The 18547-nt window shown below is 38.4% G+C and carries 13 protein-coding genes; 9 read left to right on the top strand and 4 right to left on the bottom strand.

The features are described 5' to 3' along the window. Positions 1-109 precede the first annotated feature (109 nt). On the top strand, positions 110-1228 hold the full coding sequence (locus GJV03_RS19855) for an OmpW family outer membrane protein (protein WP_151958018.1): 1119 nt from the start codon (positions 110-112) through the stop codon (positions 1226-1228). Positions 1229-1408: 180 nt separating this feature from the next. Here GJV03_RS19855 and GJV03_RS19850 read toward each other — a convergent pair whose 3' ends face one another. Beyond that, a complete protein-coding gene (locus tag GJV03_RS19850) occupies positions 1409-2947 on the bottom strand; it encodes an acetyl-CoA C-acetyltransferase (protein WP_004719531.1) in 1539 nt (512 codons plus the stop codon). A gap of 311 nt (positions 2948-3258) precedes the next feature. Here GJV03_RS19850 and GJV03_RS19845 point away from each other — a divergent pair, with 311 nt between their 5' ends. From GJV03_RS19845 to GJV03_RS19835, 3 genes are all read left to right on the top strand, one after another. Beyond that, a complete protein-coding gene (locus GJV03_RS19845; protein WP_105713690.1) occupies positions 3259-4650 on the top strand; it encodes a 3-oxoacyl-ACP reductase in 1392 nt (463 codons plus the stop codon). A gap of 191 nt (positions 4651-4841) precedes the next feature. Continuing rightward, the gene (locus tag GJV03_RS19840) at positions 4842-5696 is read left to right on the top strand and encodes a MaoC/PaaZ C-terminal domain-containing protein (RefSeq protein ID WP_056512797.1); all 855 of its coding nucleotides are present in this window, start codon (positions 4842-4844) and stop codon (positions 5694-5696) included. Between the two features lie 81 nt (positions 5697-5777). Further along, entirely contained in the window at positions 5778-7040 is a 1263-nt protein-coding gene (locus GJV03_RS19835) for a serine hydrolase domain-containing protein (protein ID WP_105713689.1), read from the top strand. A gap of 116 nt (positions 7041-7156) precedes the next feature. Here the strand turns inward: GJV03_RS19835 and GJV03_RS19830 are convergent, their stop codons facing one another. Beyond that, positions 7157-7744 (bottom strand): TetR family transcriptional regulator, encoded by a 588-nt coding sequence (locus tag GJV03_RS19830; protein WP_004719539.1) that lies wholly within the window; start codon positions 7742-7744, stop codon positions 7157-7159. 114 nt (positions 7745-7858) lie between these two features. On the opposite strand from GJV03_RS19830, the gene GJV03_RS19825 reads away from it, so the two are divergent. The 5 genes from GJV03_RS19825 (at position 7859) to GJV03_RS19805 (ending at position 16951) form a co-directional block, all read left to right on the top strand. Next, entirely contained in the window at positions 7859-9346 is a 1488-nt protein-coding gene (locus tag GJV03_RS19825; RefSeq protein ID WP_151958175.1) for an MFS transporter, read from the top strand. A 325-nt stretch (positions 9347-9671) separates the two neighbouring features. Beyond that, positions 9672-11906 carry a DNA polymerase III subunit gamma/tau gene (gene dnaX, locus GJV03_RS19820; RefSeq protein ID WP_154130945.1) on the top strand — a complete coding sequence of 745 codons (2235 nt, stop codon included), beginning with the start codon at positions 9672-9674 and terminating at the stop codon, positions 11904-11906. Between the two features lie 793 nt (positions 11907-12699). Next, positions 12700-13437 carry a hypothetical protein gene (locus tag GJV03_RS19815; protein ID WP_154130944.1) on the top strand — a complete coding sequence of 246 codons (738 nt, stop codon included), beginning with the start codon at positions 12700-12702 and terminating at the stop codon, positions 13435-13437. 34 nt (positions 13438-13471) lie between these two features. Beyond that, entirely contained in the window at positions 13472-16219 is a 2748-nt protein-coding gene (gene mgtA, locus GJV03_RS19810) for a magnesium-translocating P-type ATPase (protein WP_154130943.1), read from the top strand. 12 nt (positions 16220-16231) lie between these two features. Further along, a complete protein-coding gene (locus GJV03_RS19805; RefSeq protein ID WP_154130942.1) occupies positions 16232-16951 on the top strand; it encodes an MgtC/SapB family protein in 720 nt (239 codons plus the stop codon). A gap of 65 nt (positions 16952-17016) precedes the next feature. Here the strand turns inward: GJV03_RS19805 and GJV03_RS19800 are convergent, their stop codons facing one another. Continuing rightward, complete coding sequence (locus tag GJV03_RS19800; RefSeq protein ID WP_154130941.1) at positions 17017-17448, bottom strand: thioesterase family protein; 432 nt, start codon at positions 17446-17448, stop codon at positions 17017-17019. A 227-nt stretch (positions 17449-17675) separates the two neighbouring features. Then, entirely contained in the window at positions 17676-18482 is an 807-nt protein-coding gene (locus GJV03_RS19795) for an OmpW family outer membrane protein (protein ID WP_056512831.1), read from the bottom strand. Positions 18483-18547: the final 65 nt, after the last annotated feature.

The following is an 18547-nucleotide window of genomic DNA, read 5'->3' as shown; positions in this document are numbered from 1 at the left end:
ATGAGTGTAAATGCTGTTGATCAGAATTTTATACATAAATATTGTTTTTTATGTATGTTTTTTAAACAGGTTGCCACGGTTCGGTAATCTCATATTTTAAGGATAAAAAATGAAAAAAATATTAACGTTAAAAAATATTGTCATAGCAAGTTCATTGTTCGCGATTACTAGCATGAGTTTTGCGGGGGAGTATAAACGCTTTTCAGTATCGGCAGGTTGGTTACATGTCATGCCTCAAGGAAAAGCCAATCCCTTTAATATTAATACCAGTGTTAAAAATGGTACTAATGCAACAGTTGGAAGTATCTCTACAACCAGTTTTTTAAACTCAGTTGATCCTAACGCGATGGGAGAAGACTTAGGCGGAGTGCCATTTAATCAGAAAGAGGTGTTAACTGAATTTCTTAATGATGCCTTTATGCAAACCTTATTGACTGATGGTAAGGGTAATATTTTGCCAGAGGTCGCAGGAACAGCAAATATTCATGGCTTGGAAAATTGGCAAGCTAAGGGTACAGGGCTTGAAGTTGATGATGTGGATACGCTTGGCTTGATGTTAAATTATTATATCAACGACAATGTTTCTTTGCAGCTCATTGGTGGGATTCCTCCAAAAGTTGATATTAAAGGTAAAGGGGAAATCTTGGCACCCCTTACAGGATTAGCCACCTCGCCAAGTGACCTAGTCGGAATTTTATTTCCAGATGGCATTGATTTAAACCAAGCAATTCCAATCACCAATTTAGGCAACAAATCTAAAGCAGCATCAGTGCGTGCATGGACACCAGCGCTTGAAGCGCAATATCAATTTGGTCAATCTGGTGTCAACAAATTACGTCCATATATTGGTGTAGGAGTGATGTACTCTCATTTCACGGATATCAAGTTGAACTCACAAATCAAAAGTGATCTGGTTGCAGCGGGACATATGATCCAAAATGTTTTAGATGGAAAAGCAGGGGCTGCGTTGGATGGTAAACCTTCTAGTGCAAATCCTTATGTTAGAGTTAAAACGACAGATGCAATTGCACCTATTGTAAGTCTGGGTGCAACCTATGATATTAATGAAAACTGGTTTGGTGTGGCTTCCGTTTCTTATGCCAAACTCAACAATCAGGCTAAGATAGATGTCGTTGATGCGAATACTGGTAAGCGACTGATTAATTCAACGACAAAAGTTGATATAGATCCATTGATTACTTATGTTGGTGTGGGGTATCGCTTCTAAAATCAACACTATTTTCCCTAAGAATAGTGAAGATTTTAAATGGTTAGCTTCGGCTAACCATTTTTTGTGTTGAGTAGAGTAGTCTATGTAAAATCTTGTTAGCGACATGTAGATTGACGAGCAATAAAAAAGCATCCATGAAGGATGCTTTTTTGAAAGTATCGTGCAAAATCCGAGAACTTATTTCTCTACGATTGCAGTTACACCTTGACCACCAGCAGCACAAATCGAAATGAGTACACGACCAGAACCTTTTTGATTAATCAATTTTGCAGCAGTTGCCAAAATACGACCACCTGTTGCTGCAAATGGATGACCAGCAGCTAAAGAAGAACCTTTAACATTGAGTTTGCTACGGTCAATTGAGCCCAATGGTGCATCTAGACCTAAGCGTTCTTTACAGAACTTAGGATCTTCCCATGCTTTTAAGGTCGAAAGTACTTGTGATGCAAAAGCTTCATGAATTTCATAGTAGTCGAAGTCTTGAAGTTTAATACCCGCACGAGCCAACATACGTGGAACAGCATAAGCAGGCGCCATCAATAAACCTTCTTTCTTATTGACAAAATCTACAGCAGCAGTTTCAGTGAATGTTAAGTACGCGAGTACTTCATGACCATTTGCTTTCGCCCATTCTTCAGAGGCTAAAAGTACAACTGAAGCGCCGTCTGTAAGTGGAGTAGAGTTACCTGCAGTCATTGTTGCAGTATCACCTTTACCAAATGCAGGTTTAAGCTTAGCCAATTTTTCAACTGAAGAATCAGGACGTAAGTTATTGTCTTTGTCTAGACCCATAAATGGCGTGATCAAATCATCGAAGAAACCTTCTTCATATGCTTTGGCCATTTTTTGATGTGAAGATGCAGCAAGTTCATCTTGAGCTTCGCGAGGAATACCCCATTCTAAAGCAGTAATCGCTTGGTGATCACCCATAGATAAACCTGTACGAGGTTCACCATTTTTTGGCGCATCCATCAAGTCTTTAACATTGATTTTAGCTAAGGCTTTTAAACGGTCTTTACCTGTTTTTGCAATGTTTAATTCAAGCAATGCTTTACGTAAGCCGTCACCAAATGCGATCGGTGCATCAGAGGTGGTATCTACACCACCAGCAATACCCACTTCAATTTGACCTAATGCAATTTTGTTTGCAACAAGGAAAGCTGCTTGTAAGCCAGTACCACATGCTTGTTGAATATCATAAGCAGGGGTTTCAGGGGCAAGTTGAGTATTTAAAACACATTCACGTGTCATGTTGAAATCACGGCTATGTTTTAGAACTGCACCAGCAACAACTTCACCTAAACGTTGACCTTGAAGGTTAAAACGTTCAATTAAACCGTTCAAAGACGCAGTAAGCATGTCAATGTTTGACGCTCGGAAATAAGGGCCATTTGAACGTGCAAAAGGAATACGGTTACCGCCAATAATTGCTACGCGACGTACAGTGTTTTGACTCATAATTTTATCCTGCTGACCAGAAGTTTGAGTTTTAGAAGATGAAGCTGTTGTAACTTTTTTTGCCGTCGATGCCGTTGCTTTGCTACGTGAAGCAGCTGCTGGTGCACGAGTCGGTTTTTTAGTCGTGTTGGCTGCATTGGCATTTGTAGAATTTGTGTTGCTACTTTTACTCGTACGAGTACGAGCTTTTGATGTATTTGACACAGTTTCTTGTACAGTGCTTTCAGCGTTTGAATTTTCTTGAGTTGTTTTGCTCATAAGGCTTTTCCAAGCATGTTCGCAATATTCTTAGTGCTTACATTAACATAATTGGCTATGACTCGAATTGACTATAATGACATTTGCATATTCTTTCAGGTCAAGTCATCATTTTGGCAACTCAAGTATGATTTAACTGAAACTTATGGGTCATAGAGATGATAGCGTTGTTGACGATTCCTCTAAGCCTTGCGCGAAGAACAACGCAAGCCATTTAAGAAAGCGCAACACAGCTAAATATCTGAGATTATACTGCAGTTAAAAGATAGCTTAAGCCCCATACAAAATTAATTTGATGAGAGATAAGAAACATGTCTGACCAATACCAAGCATTTGCTAAATCTCCAATTGGTAAATTTGTCATAAAAAATTTAGGTTTACCATCACCCATCCAGCTAGACCGCTTTGAGTCAGCCACTCCTGTCGTTAAAGGTGCTGTATTATTCGGTGCGGCTCCAAAGAGTCATTTTACTGGTGAAGTTGCGCAGGTTCTTAGTAATATTCATGCCAACACTTATGCAGGGAATAACGCAGAGTTACAACAAGCTGCGGCAAAATCTGGTTTGAATGTTGGTGCTTTTAATGAAGGCGATAAAGAATCAAAATTTAAAGCAGTGATATTTGATGCATCAGGGATTCAAAATTCAGAACAATTACATGAACTACACAAGTTTTTTAATCCTGTTGCTCGTCAAATTGCAACATCAGGTCGTGTAATTATTATTGGTTTAACACCTGAAACTGCACCAACGATTAAGCAAGCGATTGCACAACGTGCATTAGAAGGGTTTGTTAAATCGGTTGGTAAAGAGTTTAAGAAAGGAATTGCTGCTGATCTTATTCTGGTTGATGCAGATGCTGCACAAAACTTGGAATCAAGTTTACGTTTTGCAATTTCTCCACGTTCAGCATACGTATCGGGTCAAGTGATTCGCGTATCTAAAGGTGATGTAGTTGATATCGATTGGGCAAAACCGCTTGCAGGCAAAACTGCGCTTGTTACAGGTGCAAGCCGTGGTATTGGTGAAGCGATTGCACATGTATTGGCACGTGATGGCGCACATGTAATTTGTTTAGATGTTCCACCACAACAAGCAGACCTTGACCGTGTTGCAAGTGAAATCGGTGGTTCTACGCTCGCAATTGATATCACGGCTGCTGATGCTGGTGAAAAAATCAAAGCTGCGGCAGCTCAACAAGGTGGTTTAGATATCATCGTACATAATGCGGGTATTACACGTGACAAAACTTTGGCAAATATGAAGCCAGAGATGTGGGATCTGGTGATTAATATCAACTTATCTGCTGCTGAACGTATTAACGATTATTTATTGTCAAATGATGGTTTAAATGCAAATGGTCGTATCGTTTGCGTATCTTCAATTTCAGGTATTGCTGGTAACTTAGGTCAAACCAACTATGCTGCATCAAAAGCAGGTGTCATTGGTTTGGTGAAATTTACTGCGCCTGTGTTAAAAAATGGTATTACCATTAATGCTGTAGCGCCGGGTTTCATTGAAACTCAAATGACAGCGGCAATTCCATTTGCAATCCGTGAAGCGGGTCGTCGTATGAACTCAATGAGTCAAGGTGGTTTACCTGTTGATGTTGCTGAAACAATTGCTTTATTTGCATCTTCAGCATCTACAGGATTAAATGGTAATGTTGTGCGTGTTTGTGGTCAAAGCTTATTGGGTGCATAATCACGCATAAGTGAAGTCCTGTTTCGTTTAGGGGATTATGGCGAAGAGATTATTTGTGTATTTAAATAACACTCTCGCTGGCTTTCTCTTGAACGAAATCAGGATGCTTAAGCTGTATCATCCGTTAATTTCCAACTGAAATGTTGGATTTTTTAAATGTTGAATAAGAATTAATTTTTCAAAGGTCCAGTATGAATACTCGCCATTTTAGTCAACTTCCTAAGCCATATTTAGCTTATCCAAAAGTGATTCAGGGTTTAATTTTTAAAAAGCCAAAAGGTGAAAAAGTTCTACCGCAAGTTGAATATGTGGTTGATTCATTCAAAATTGATCCAAATCATTTAAAAGCATATAACGAAGTGTGTGGCTTTAAAAATAATGGGTATATTCCCGCAATTTATTTAGCTGTTTTATCGCAAAGTTTACAAATGCATATGATGACCTCTGAAGCATTTCCTTTTGCAATTTTAGGCTTGGTGCATATTCGTAATCAAATTAAGCAAACACGTAAAATTGGGGTCAATGAACAGCTAACTTTATCTTGTCAATTTGGTGAGTTAAAACCACATGACAAAGGGGTTCAATTCGATTTCATCACGACTGCTAAAGTTGGCGGTGAAGTGGTCATGCAAGGATTAACCACTTATTTAGCGCGTCAAAAGACTGATGGTTCAGTTGCAGAAAAACCAAAAGATAAAAAAGAACCAAATTATCAAGTTCAGGCAGTTTGGGAAGTTCCTGAAAATACTGGTCGTCGTTATGCTATGACATCAGGCGACTTTAACTTGATTCATATCCATGCATTGACGGCAAAAGCATTTGGCTTTAAACAAGCGATTGCTCATGGGATGTGGAGTAAGGCACGTGTTCTTGCTGGGCTCAACTTACCAGAAGCTTATGAAGCAGATGTATTGTTTAAATTGCCGATGTATTTACCTTCAACAGTAGAGCTTTTAACTGCGCAAGAAGGTAAAACAACTGACTTTTTGATTCGTAATCAAAAATCACAAAAACCTCATGTTTCTGGTGTGGTTAACGCTTTATAAGATAAAATATAAAGCCTGAGTCGAGATGATTCAGGCTTTTTTAATTAAAAAAGTTATGATTAAAAAAAATAGGATAGGGCAATGAGCAGTTTAACGGACATTATTTTTGCGAATACGAAAAATTATCAGGGCTATGTGGATGAGCGTTTTCAAGATCTCGCTGTTCAATTTAGCCGTTTGCAGGATGGTCGTAGCGAAAATGGTGGTGCTGCTTTAACTGTTTATTTTCAAAATGAAAAAGTTGTAGATATATATACGGGTAAAAAATCAAAAACTGAGCAATGGGATGAGCAAACTTTGTCAGTGTGTTATTCCACTGGGAAAGGTGTATTGGCAACACTCGCGCATATTTTAGTGAGTGAAGGTTTCTTAGACTACGATACGCCGATAGTCAATTTTTGGCCTGAATTTGCTCAAAATGGTAAAGAGAATATGACACTGCGTCATATTTTAAGTCATCAAAGTGGCTTATACGATATTCGCAATATTATTGCTGGTGCCGTTGAAATGGCAGATTGGCAGCATATGCTCAAGGTGATGGAGCAGGCCACACCTCGTTTTGCTGTAGCAACCGATATTGCATATCAGGCATTAACATTTGGCTGGTTGGTGGGTGGTGTTTTAGAGAAAGCAACGCAACAATCTTTAACACAGTTAATGCAGAAGTATTTGGTTGAACCACTACAACTTGATGGTGCATATTTTGGTGTGCCTGAAGCTGAGTTAAATCGTGTGGCGCGTTTAATTCAAAAAGCAGCACCTGTACAAAAAACAGAAACAAAATCCAGTAAAAGCAAAACTAAGCACCATAAAACGTCATTTTCAGATAAATTAGTTGAATTAACTGGACAAAATCCGCAAGACTTTTTAGATGCCATGGTACCAAAAGGGATGCGTGATTTTAGTTTCTTTAGTGACCAAGGGCTTCAAGCGATTATTCCAGCGGCCAATGGTGTATTTAGCGCCAATAGTCTTGCAAAAGTTTATGCCATGATGGCAAATAAAGGGGTTTGGGAAGGAAAAGTTTTAATTCGCCCTGAAATATTTGCAGAGTTAAGTCAAATCCAATCGATTAAACGAGATCGCGTGATGCCAATTCCTATGAAATGGCGTTTAGGCTACCACCGAGTGATTAGTATGGGGAAACGTGCCAAGCAAGGCTTTGGTCATATTGGATATAACGGTTCTGGGGCGTGGTGTGATCCGCAACGAGGGCTTAGTTTTGCCTACACCCATAATTTTGCCATTGGTTCAATCACCGGTGATTATCGTCTTTGGGGGCTGACCCAAGAAACATTACGTTGCGCCGACGGTTTACTTAAGGGAAGTAAAGGCTGGTTCTAAATATTAAGGTCAAAGCGATTGAAATTTCATAGAAGGTTAGATGGCTGAGTCTTATAGTGCAAAAGAATTAAAAATAAGGACTTTAAACAGTGGCATATAGATCCATCTATATTTTCTTAGGCAAATAACTCCATTTTCAAGATGGTTTCGACATGATGTTTAAACGAGTGTTGGTCTAGACCTTTTAAGCCAAGTTGATAGATTCCTTCTAAACCACAAACAAAAGCAATCAGCCGCCAAGCAATGTCTTGGCTACTGCTGGCTGTAGCAATTTTAAATTCTTGTTGGGCGATGCCATGCTCAATCGCTGTAACCAAGGCAACATGCCATTGTTCCATCGTAATATTATAAGCTTTTTTAATTTCAGGATCTTGGTCGATTAAAATCTCAGCTTCATTCCAGAGACGTAGATAGGGTTGAGTTTGTTCAATATTTTCAAAACCCAGTAAAAGAGATAAACGTTCAAAACTACTGTCAGTTTTAATTTGATCTTCTACTTCATTGAGTTGATCCATCAATTCAATAAAAACTTCGGCCTTTAAATGCGAACTTGATTCAAAGTGATGATGTACTTGTCCTGTTGAAACTTGTGCTTCTGCGGCAATACGGCGCACTGTTAATCCATTCAATCCATCTTGTAATGCAACACGCTTTGCTGCATCCAAAATCATATTACGACGTTGTTCTCGGTTTAAATAGTTCATCACTTTTAATACAACAAAATTTACAAAACAAATATTAAACAAAGTTGGACGTTTGTTCAAGTCTGGTTATAATGACGAAACTTGAACAAGTGTCCAACTTTAATTAGGTGTGTTATGTACCGCAATTGGGTGATTTTGGCAATCATCGTTTTAATTTATTTACCGGTTTCAATTGATGCAACGGTTTTGCATGTTGCCATCCCAACATTGAGTGCTGCCTTATCACTATCCAGTAATGAAATGCTCTGGGTGATAGATATCTATTCACTGATCATGGCAGGCTTGATTTTACCCATGGGGGCATTGGGGGATCGTATTGGTTTTAAACGGCTGATGCTGATTGGAGCTGGTATTTTTGGTGTGGCTTCGCTAATGGCTGCTTTTGCGAGTTCAGCCTATATGTTGATTGCTGCCCGAGCATTTCTTGGTGTAGGCGCTGCCATGATTTTACCTGCAACCTTGGCAGGTGTTCGAAATACCTTTTTAGATGAAAAACAACGTAATTATGCTTTAGGTATTTGGGGAACAGTCGGTGGTGGTGGAGCCGCTTTTGGTCCACTGTTGGGTGGTTTTATCTTGGAACATTTTTCATGGGGAACCGTGTTCCTGATTAATGTGCCAATTATTATTTTGGTCTTGGTCTTAACGACATGGCTGGTGCCAAAGCAAGCAGTACAAACCAAGCAACCTTTAAATTTATTACAAGCACTGATATTGGTCACCGCAATTTTAATGCTGATCTATTCGATTAAGACCTCTATCTATGCGTTTAGTGTAGGGATGATTTTGATTTTTGTGCTTGGATTGGGATTGTTAGTGGGATTTATCCGCCATCAACTGAAAACAACCCAACCGATGATCGATTTTAGTCTGTTTAAGAATCCTGTGATCTCAACCAGTATTGTGATGGCAATGGTAGCAATGATTGCATTAGTTGGTTTTGAGCTACTCCTTTCACAAGAATTACAGTTTGTGTATGGATATAGCCCATTAGAAGCAGGTTTGTTTATTTTACCCTTTATGATAGCTATCAGTATTGGTGGACCTTTTACCAGTATTTTAATGAATCACTATGGTTTAAGACCTGTTGCAACTGTAGGGATGCTGATGTGTGCCTTATGTTTCTTTGGTTTGGCCATGACTAATTTTGACATCGATTATATTCAAGCTTGGGTGTGGATGGTGCTGATGGGGATCAGTGTTGAAATCGCATTATTATCTTCCACGGCAGCTATTATGTCTGCTGTACCTCCACAAAAAGCAACGGCTGCTGGTGCAATTGAAGGCATGGCGTATGAGTTAGGGGCAGGTCTTGGGATTGCGATTTTTGGACTATTGCTGTCTATATTTTATGCGCATTCGATTATCTTGCCTGATCATTTACCGTTGAATATCGCAGCTCAAGCAAGTTCTTCTATTGGTGAGGCATTATTGCTGACAAAACAGTTGGAACCTGCATTGATGCAACAGGTAAAACAAGCTGCCTTTGAAGCGTTTATTCATTCACACAGTAAAGTCTTGGGTATTTCGGGTGTGATGTTCCTAGTTTTATCTGTCTTTGTTTGGCGTGCTTTACCAGCAAAGAAACAGATCGCTGTTTAGAATATTGCGCATAATTTAAATTATGCGCTTGTTTTTTACATTTAGATTTTACAGTATGAAAAAATGAGTTTGATATACCGATTGAAAACTTTAGCAAGCTTAAATTGTGATTTGTTTAACAGTGCCACGGCAGTGTTTTTTAAAGTAAAATAGCTACTGTGTGTTTTTAAATCTATTTAAGAGATAGATAAACTTTATATTGTAGAGCACAGCGTCAAATTAGAAGAAATTGATCGAATTATCTCTAATAAAAAATAACTCTACAGTTCTTCATTCACTAATCAGCAAAAAAACAGTATCCTTAGACCTGTAACTAGGAGCTTCCATGTATCAGGTACTTGCACGTAAATATCGCCCACGTAACTTTAATGAATTGGTCGGACAGAATCACGTTTCACGTGCACTGACCAGTGCTTTAGATCGTGGACGTTTACACCATGCCTATTTATTTACTGGAACACGTGGGGTGGGGAAAACCACAATTGCTCGAATTTTAGCGAAATGTTTAAATTGTGAAACAGGGGTAACCTCTACACCTTGTGAAGTTTGTGCAACTTGTAAGGCGGTAAATGAAGGGCGCTTTATTGACCTTATTGAAATCGATGCTGCATCACGGACTAAAGTCGAAGACACACGTGAGTTGCTCGACAATGTACCTTATGCACCGACCCAAGGGCGATTTAAGGTATATTTGATCGATGAGGTACATATGCTGTCGACGCATTCCTTTAATGCGTTATTGAAAACATTAGAAGAACCGCCTGAACATGTAAAATTTTTATTTGCGACAACAGATCCACAAAAATTACCAATTACGGTGATTTCACGTTGCTTGCAATTTACTTTACGACCATTGGCTGTAGATGAAATTACCCATCACCTTACAGATATTTTAAATAAAGAAGAAATTTCATCAGAGCAAGATGCGATTTGGCAAATTGCTGAATCTGCCCAAGGTTCATTACGTGATGCATTGTCTTTAACTGACCAAGCAATTGCCTATGGTCAAGGTGCAATTCATCATCAAGATGTCAAAGAAATGCTGGGTTTGATTGATAGAACCATCATTTATGATTTGATCTTGGCAATTCATCAAAACCAAAATGCACGTGTCAGCCAATTATTACTACAATTTAGGCAACAGGCTTTAGATGTTTCATTGGTTTTAGATCAGTTTATTTCGACTTTGCATGAGTTGGCAATGTTGCAATATTTGCCTGATTTAAGTCTAAAATACAGTGCTGAAATTAATCAAAAAATTATGCAGTTATCAAAAATTGTCTCTGCACAAGATTTACAGCTTTATTACCAAATTGCCAGTAAAGGTAGAGCGGAGCTACAACTTGCAGTAACACAAGAGCAAGGCTTTGAAATGACAGTATTGCGTTTACTGGCATTTAGACCGATGCAAATCAATGAAATTGTAGTCTCTCAAGCTCAACAACCACAAAACAATCAGAATATCGATCAAGTTGTTATTTCACAGCAACCGCATCAAGCATCTGTTCAAGCGGGGCTTGTGCAACAAGAACAGATTCAGCAAGAGCAAATTCAACAAGAGCCAGCTCATCAACAGCAGGCTCAGCAAGTGCCTGTTGAAAAAAACAGTGAACAACAAAATGCTACTTTGAATGTGAGTTCACAACCAGAAACTGGCGCGCCATTAGCGGAGGTACAGCAACCGCAGGTTGAGGCCAATTCGCAGCGTGTAGTGAGTGATTTAGATCCAGCTTTTGACCAAGTTGAAGAGCTGCAAACTCAACAGCAAAGTGTTGACCATGAACCGAGTAGTGATGACTATTTAGATGACTTTGCTGAGGAAGTACAACAAAGCGCTGTGGTTGAAGCAACGGCTCATAATAGTCAAGGTGCTGAAGAGCAGCCGCCAATTGTTCAAGAGAAAATTGAAGTAGAAGATGCAGAACCAAGTTTAACCTTGTTTGGTGCTGAGTTGAGTCAACCGAAAAATACCACGTCTCCGTCTAGTCCAAATCAAGATGTATTCTTTTTAGCACCTGAAAATCAGGATCAAAATGTTGAAATTGATTTGGTTGAGCCTATTCATTCTCAAAAAGATACCCCAACTCAAGTTTCTAATATTACCCCTGAAATAGAACGTGTATCCTCTTCGGAGGAACAAACTCCGCAACAGATACTTGCTTTAAAATTACAGGTCTTAGAAGGTGAGTGGACAGTTGATAAATGGGAGTATTGGTTTAGAAACAGCTCACTTTCTCCTGCTGTTCAAGAACTTGCACAGCATGGATTAATGACAGGGGATGTGAATGGCCAATCTATTTTTCAAATTTCACAAAAATATGAAAAATTACTGAACCAAGCACAACATGACCTTGAGGCGAAATTAAAACAGCAATGGCCGAGTACTTTGTTTACAGTGCAATATGGTGAAGTTGAATCGACCACACCGTATATGATGCAAAACGAGCGTAAGCTTCGAGCTTATGATCGTGCCAGTGAAATGCTTCAAAAAGAGCCTTTGGTTAAAAGCTTAATTGAAGCATTGGATGGAAAGTTGGAAAATATTCAGCTCAAAGCTTAGGGTCTGTAGACATTTCATAAATGGCTTGCGTTGTAGGTTAAAATTGAGCAGGTAAGGCAGGAAACGAAGAGAATAGCGAGACTATTTTCGAGTTTCATAACACAGGCTGAGATAATTTTAGCCACAACCCTTCGGGACTAGTGTGTTTTTTGCCGCTACGTTGTTACGAACTACTCATTTAGAATGACTAAATTTCGTATTTCGTGCCTAGTATCGCCTAAAAAACACACGTAGTCGCAAATGTAGACGAATTGTCAACAGACCCTGATTTTAAAAAATATTTCGATTAAATATCGTTTTAAACAAGCTCAATTTCACTGGAATTGGGCTTGTTTTTATTCCACTGTATTTTGCCGAAATTTAGGGAATATTCACAATCCTTTTCGGCCTGTGCCAAGGTAAATCATTTTAAAATCTCATCAGGTTCTCAATTTATATAAGAATTTTAATTCAAATTATGATGATCAATCTGGCATTTATAGACGTTGTTATGCTGAAAATCACTTGTTTTAAATATTTTTATGGTTATAATTGCGGCAACTTTAATTAGCGGAGACCCTAAGTGGCAAATTGTTCATCGAGGCGCTGTAGTTTATATACAGCCATTATTCGTATCTGAGCAAGAGAGCACTGCCTTTAGGAAAGCTGTCTTGCAATGAGACAGTTATAATCTGATTTTAAACTACATCCCCATTTTGACGTGAAGCAGCTCAATTTTGACTTTAATTAGTTCAATTTTGGCTTGTTTTTGTGCGCACTTAGATTCATACCGCCTCAGCAATGAGGATTACGGATGGTAATCAATCAACTTTGTATGATAGAAACAGCACTGATTACAGGCTGCTTTTTATTACTTATTATTCATAAATCAGCATATGCAGATCCTGTATTAATCACAGATGATGCAACTGTTGCTGATCTATATACTTGCCATTTTGAAAGTAATATAAATTTTTATAAACATCAGGAGGTTAATTCCAGTTTTTCTCCAGTATGTGGTATCGCCAAAAATTTGGAATTAAGTTTTCAGTTGGATGATCATGTTCAAAATAAGAATCGTCATGATGTGATATCAGGTCAATTCAAACGTAATTTGAAAGCAGTGGAGTCGAATAGTTGGGGCGCTGCCGCATCCTTAACAATAAGCCGAAATATGTATGGTGATGACCACTCTAGTTGGAAAGTGAATCTCCCCGTAACTTATTTATTACTGGATGATCGGTTATTTTTAAATGGCAACATCTCCTATGAACATCAGGGCAATACTCAGTATGTTTTAGCTGCAATTTCAAGCAATTATTGGATCAATGCTAAAACTTCGCTCAGTGCAGAAATCTTTAATCAAGATCATCAGTCTGTATTTTTTCAAACCGCATTTGGTTATGAGTTGATTCAAGATTTTGTCAGGGTCCAAGTGGCTTATGCAGATCGATTTGACCACCATCATGATCGTTGGTTTGGGCTGGGAGCTGAGTTTCTCACCAATTTTAAGCTCATAAAAAAATCATCTAATTCAATTCCTGTTCAATAGGAAGAAGTCTTTATTGCCAAAAAAGGAGAACATTATGCTTCATAATCTATGGCAACGTTTATTTTCTAATTTCATCAAAAAATATCATATTCAACACTTATTTGAACGTCATCGCTCATTTAAAGAATTACATCAAGCCAGTTATGCCAGTGAAATTAGTAAAAAGCTTTCACAAAGTTTGATCAATGCTTCCTATGTAGCTTCAGAGCAATTGCTCAATCATTTAAATACAACAGAGCAAGGCTTGTCAGCAAAGCAGGTTGAACAACGACAAGAACAATTTGGATTAAATGAGCTTGCACATGAAAAACCACTGCCGTGGTGGAAGCATCTTTGGTATGCCTATCGCAATCCATTTAATATTTTACTTACCATTTTGGCTTTGGTGGCTTTCTTTACCGACGATATAGAAGGCACAATCATTATTACAACCATGGTTGTACTTTCTACGGTACTGCGCTATTGGCAAGAATTTAAGTCAAATAAGGCAGCCGCTGCATTAAAAGCAATGGTGAGTAATACAGCTACCGTGATTCGTCAAGTAGATTGGGATGATCCAGACCTTGAAACCATGCAATATGACTTAGATCAAGGATCTCAACAGGTTGAACTTGCGATCCAAGATTTGGTCCCTGGTGACATTATTTTACTATCTGCTGGAGATATGATCCCTGCGGATTGTCGAATTATCTTTGCAAAAGATCTGTTTGTTTCACAAGCGTCGATGACAGGTGAATCTATTCCTGTAGAAAAGTTTGCTGATCAAAAAGATCACACCCTGCAAAATGCATTGGAACTGGAAAATATTGTTTTTATGGGAACCAATATTGTGTCTGGTTCTGCAAAAGCGGTGGTGGTAAATACTGGGACACAAACCTATTTTGGGGCATTGGCACACCGAGTATCCCATGCAGATCGTGCAACGACTTCATTTCAAATGGGGGTAAATAAAGTCAGTTGGTTATTGATTCGATTTATGTTGATCATGGCGCCAGTTGTATTATTTATAAATGGCTTTACCAAAGGTGATTGGAGTGAAGCATTGCTATTTGCTTTATCTGTAGCTGTGGGTTTAACACCTGAAATGTTGCCGATGATCGTGACCTCAACATTGGCCAAAGGTGCAGTATTTTTATCTCGTAAAAAAGTTATCGTTAAGCGTTTAGATGCGATTCAAAATTTTGGCGCAATGGATGTTTTATGTACAGATAAAACAGGTACCTTGACTGAGGATAAAATTTGTTTATCACAACATGTCGATGTAAATGGCAAGACATCACAACGTGTATTGGTACAGGCTTACTTAAATAGCTATTACCAAAGAGGGCTGAAAAATTTACTGGATGCAGCAATTTTGGACCATGCTGCACAAGACTTACAGGATCTAAATTTTAAATTTAAGAAGCTTGATGAAGTACCGTTTGATTTTGTGCGTCGACGTATGTCAGTAGTGGTCAGAACCTTACAAGGTAACGCACGTATCATCACTAAAGGTGCGGCAGAGGAAATGCTGAAAGTCTGTTCGCATATAGAGATAAATGACAAGATTGAGCTATTAACACCAGACCATCTTGAGGCGATTCAAGAAAAAATACGCCAATTTAATCTTGAAGGTTTACGTGTTATTGCTATCGCGTATCGAGATTTTAGTGGGAGATCAGATGACTTTTCTGTCGCAGATGAAAGTAATTTGATTTTAACTGGGTATCTAACTTTCTTGGATCCTCCTAAAAAATCCGCTGCACCTGCTTTAGCTCAATTGGCAGCGCATGGCGTCAATGTCAAAGTGCTTACAGGTGATAATGAGTTTGTTACTCAAAAGGTCTGCAAAGAACTTGGTCTGGACTGTGAACATGTTCTTTTAGGTGGGCATGTTGAGAACATGACTGATGAAGAACTAAAATTTGCCGTTGAATATACACAGGTATTTGCCAAATTAAGTCCAGTTCACAAAGAACGTATTGTGATGCAGCTGAAAGAGAATGGACATGTGGTTGGATTTCTAGGCGATGGAATCAATGATGCGGCTGCGATACGTAGTGCTGATATTGGAATTTCGGTTGATACAGCAGTGGATATAGCCAAAGAGTCAGCAGATTTAATTTTACTTGAAAAAAGTTTAATGGTGCTTGAAGAAGGCGTGCTAGAGGGACGACGTACATTTGCCAATATGCTGAAATATATCAAAATGACGGCAAGTTCAAATTTTGGTAATGTTTTTTCGGTATTAGTAGCAAGTGCTTTTATTCCGTTTTTACCAATGCTACCGATTCATTTGCTGGTACAGAACTTACTTTATGATGTATCACAAATCGCCATTCCATTTGACAATGTTGATGATGAGTTGATCGAAAAACCGCAAAGCTGGAAACCAAATGAAATTGGCCGTTTTATGATTTTCTTTGGGCCACTTAGTTCGATCTTTGACATTTTGACCTTTGCTCTCATGTGGTTTGTATTTCATGCAAATTCACCAGAACAGCAAACCTTGTTTCAGTCAGGTTGGTTTGTCGTAGGATTATTAACACAAACGATTATTGTGCATATGATTCGTACAGAAAAAATACCATTTATTCAAAGTCGTGCGGCAATGCCTTTGATAGTCATGACCTTGGTCATTGTGGCTGCAGGTATTTTCTTACCAATGGGGTCTTTTGCTGAGTACTTAAAATTACAAGCTTTACCATTAACTTATTTCTTATTTTTACCTTTCATCTTGCTTGGCTACATGCTGGTTGTGCAACTGATGAAAAAAATTTACATCCGTCGTTACGGCTGGTAATGGAGAACTCCAATGCAACTCCAATTCATTCAACATCTAGAATTAGCGAATATGCTAGATACCTTGATTAGTTTACTTGGCGCTTTTATTTTAGGGGGATTGATCGGGTTTGAGCGACAGTATAGGCAGCGTACAGCAGGTTTAAGAACCAATGTATTAGTCGCACTTGGCGCTGCTATATTTGTTGATATTGCCAATAACTTAACAGGTGCTGATGGTTCAGTACGGGTGATTGCTTATGTGGTTTCTGGCATTGGATTTCTTGGCGCAGGGGTAATCATGCGCCAAGAAGGCAATATTCAAGGACTCAATACTGCTGCGACCTTGTGGTGTTCTGCTGCTGTCGGTGCTGCGGCAGGTTGTGACCGTTTGGTGGAAGCAATATTGGCGACGATATTTATTTTAGCTGCCAATACTTTATTACGTCCTATTGGACATATTATCGACCGTAAGCCGTTAAATGTTGATTCGGAAATGCAACATGAAATTTATGTGGTTTGTCAAAAAGAGCACAGCAAATATGTCATGGATGAGCTGAGTAAAGCTTTAAAGCGTTATCATTTTCCTGCTAAAGATTTTGATGTAGAACCGTTTGGTGAACAGGATGTGGAAATTAAGGCGATTTTGATCGCGAACTCCGTTGAGGAAAAAGAAATTCAGCCGATTATTGAAATGTTAAATCAAATGCCTGAAGTGAGTCAGGCTTTTTGGGATCAAAATACCTTGGCTTAAAATGATGTTTTATTTTTATGCTATCGGTTTTAAGCTATTTTAAGCGTCGATTTTTAGCTTTAGGCTTAAAGCATATAGTTTTGCAAAGCATCTCGCATTTTTTGTGGAATCGGGGTGCTTTTCTTTGTCTCACGTTCTACGAATACATGTACAAATTGACCTTGTGCTGAAGCTTCAGTTTTACCCTGTTTGAAAATAGCCAGATCATAGCTCAGTGATGAATTACCAATTTTTGCAATGGCGACCCCAACTTCAATAATTTCTGGATAGGTGAGTTCTTCGAGAAAATGACACGAAGAATTTACCACCAAACCAATGATGGGTGAGTGATGTATATCAAAGTCGGTTTTTTGGATCAAGAGTGCATTCGCTGCAGTATCAAAATAACTATAATAAGTCACATTATTCACATGACCATAAATATCGTTGTCTGCCCAACGTGTTTGGATGGGGAAGATAAAGGAGTATTGGGTACGTAATTTTATTTCTGGTTTCATTTGGATTATTCATTCGAATAGATAAAAAATTAACAGTGCTTTTGTGATCAATCACCAAGCCAAGGCTTTGCAAAGCTTTATAAACAAGTAACTTTATAGATGAATTTTGCATGTGTTTACAAGTGTTTTAGCACAGTGCAACTATATTCAAGTGAAAAAAATAAAAAAGCTCATTAAGTCTAACCTAATGAGCTTTTACAATTTAGAACTGATTCAGTCCAAATTGATTAGAAACGATAACCAAGACCTAAATAAGTCACGATTGGTTTAATCTCAATGCTGCTTTGGCCTGAAATTAAAGTAGTTTGTCCAGCTGGTGTTGTACCATTTACATTTAATTTTGCTTTTGTTGACAAATGTGCATATGAAACAGAAGCAGTTGCATACCAATTTTTGTTGATATTGAAATCTGCACCAAGGATTGCAACAGGTGCAAAAGCGTCATCAACTTTAACCTTACCTAGTTCTGGATTATATCGACCAAGTAAAGGATTGGCTTTTAATGCATCATTGATTGCTGAATCAGTCTCAACATTTGAGAAATGAGCATACATCAAGCCTGCACCTACATAAGGACGGATCTTGTTGTTGATTGAACCAAAGTGATAACGAGCAGAAAGCGTTGGCGTATAAGCATCTGTTGTTGCAGCTTTATCAAATTTATTTAGATCAACGACAGTAACACCATGAACTTTAATGCTACCTTGGCCAGCAAGTTCCATTTCAGGAGGAGCACCTAAAGTTAATTCAAGTGAAACATTGTCATTGACAAAATAATCAAGCATTAAGCCTGCTGTATCTGCATTTTGTACTTCAAAACCTGCATCTGGGTTATTGGCTTGTATATTCGCCAATGGACCTAAGTAAGGACTATTACCAGTTTTACCATTTACGCCTTGTCCTTTACTTTGAGGCATAACATGTAACCAACCAGCAGAAACACCAAAAGTTTTACCATCAGAAGTTGCTGCGTGAGAAACGTTGCTTAATCCAAATGCTGCTAATGGCAGAATTGCTAATGTAAGTTTTTTCATAGAATCATTTTCCAATACTAGTTGTCTTAATTTTCCGATTAAGATCTGGCGCGATTTTAGAGTAA

The sequence above is a fragment of the Acinetobacter sp. RIT698 genome (assembly GCF_009668065.1).
Classification (GTDB): domain Bacteria; phylum Pseudomonadota; class Gammaproteobacteria; order Pseudomonadales; family Moraxellaceae; genus Acinetobacter; species Acinetobacter guillouiae.
This window is presented reverse-complemented; position numbering and strand designations above follow the sequence as displayed.

Coding starts and splice junctions, on each gene's coding strand:
- GJV03_RS19835 (WP_105713689.1), top strand. CDS start 5,778: ATGAGCAGTTTAACGGACATTATTTTTGCGAATACGAAAAATTATCAG.
- GJV03_RS19805 (WP_154130942.1), top strand. CDS start 16,232: ATGCAACTCCAATTCATTCAACATCTAGAATTAGCGAATATGCTAGAT.
- GJV03_RS19825 (WP_151958175.1), top strand. CDS start 7,859: ATGTACCGCAATTGGGTGATTTTGGCAATCATCGTTTTAATTTATTTA.
- mgtA (WP_154130943.1), top strand. CDS start 13,472: ATGCTTCATAATCTATGGCAACGTTTATTTTCTAATTTCATCAAAAAA.
- GJV03_RS19800 (WP_154130941.1), bottom strand. CDS start 17,448: ATGAAACCAGAAATAAAATTACGTACCCAATACTCCTTTATCTTCCCC.
- GJV03_RS19815 (WP_154130944.1), top strand. CDS start 12,700: ATGGTAATCAATCAACTTTGTATGATAGAAACAGCACTGATTACAGGC.
- GJV03_RS19830 (WP_004719539.1), bottom strand. CDS start 7,744: ATGAACTATTTAAACCGAGAACAACGTCGTAATATGATTTTGGATGCA.
- GJV03_RS19795 (WP_056512831.1), bottom strand. CDS start 18,482: ATGAAAAAACTTACATTAGCAATTCTGCCATTAGCAGCATTTGGATTA.
- GJV03_RS19850 (WP_004719531.1), bottom strand. CDS start 2,947: ATGAGCAAAACAACTCAAGAAAATTCAAACGCTGAAAGCACTGTACAA.
- GJV03_RS19845 (WP_105713690.1), top strand. CDS start 3,259: ATGTCTGACCAATACCAAGCATTTGCTAAATCTCCAATTGGTAAATTT.
- dnaX (WP_154130945.1), top strand. CDS start 9,672: ATGTATCAGGTACTTGCACGTAAATATCGCCCACGTAACTTTAATGAA.
- GJV03_RS19840 (WP_056512797.1), top strand. CDS start 4,842: ATGAATACTCGCCATTTTAGTCAACTTCCTAAGCCATATTTAGCTTAT.
- GJV03_RS19855 (WP_151958018.1), top strand. CDS start 110: ATGAAAAAAATATTAACGTTAAAAAATATTGTCATAGCAAGTTCATTG.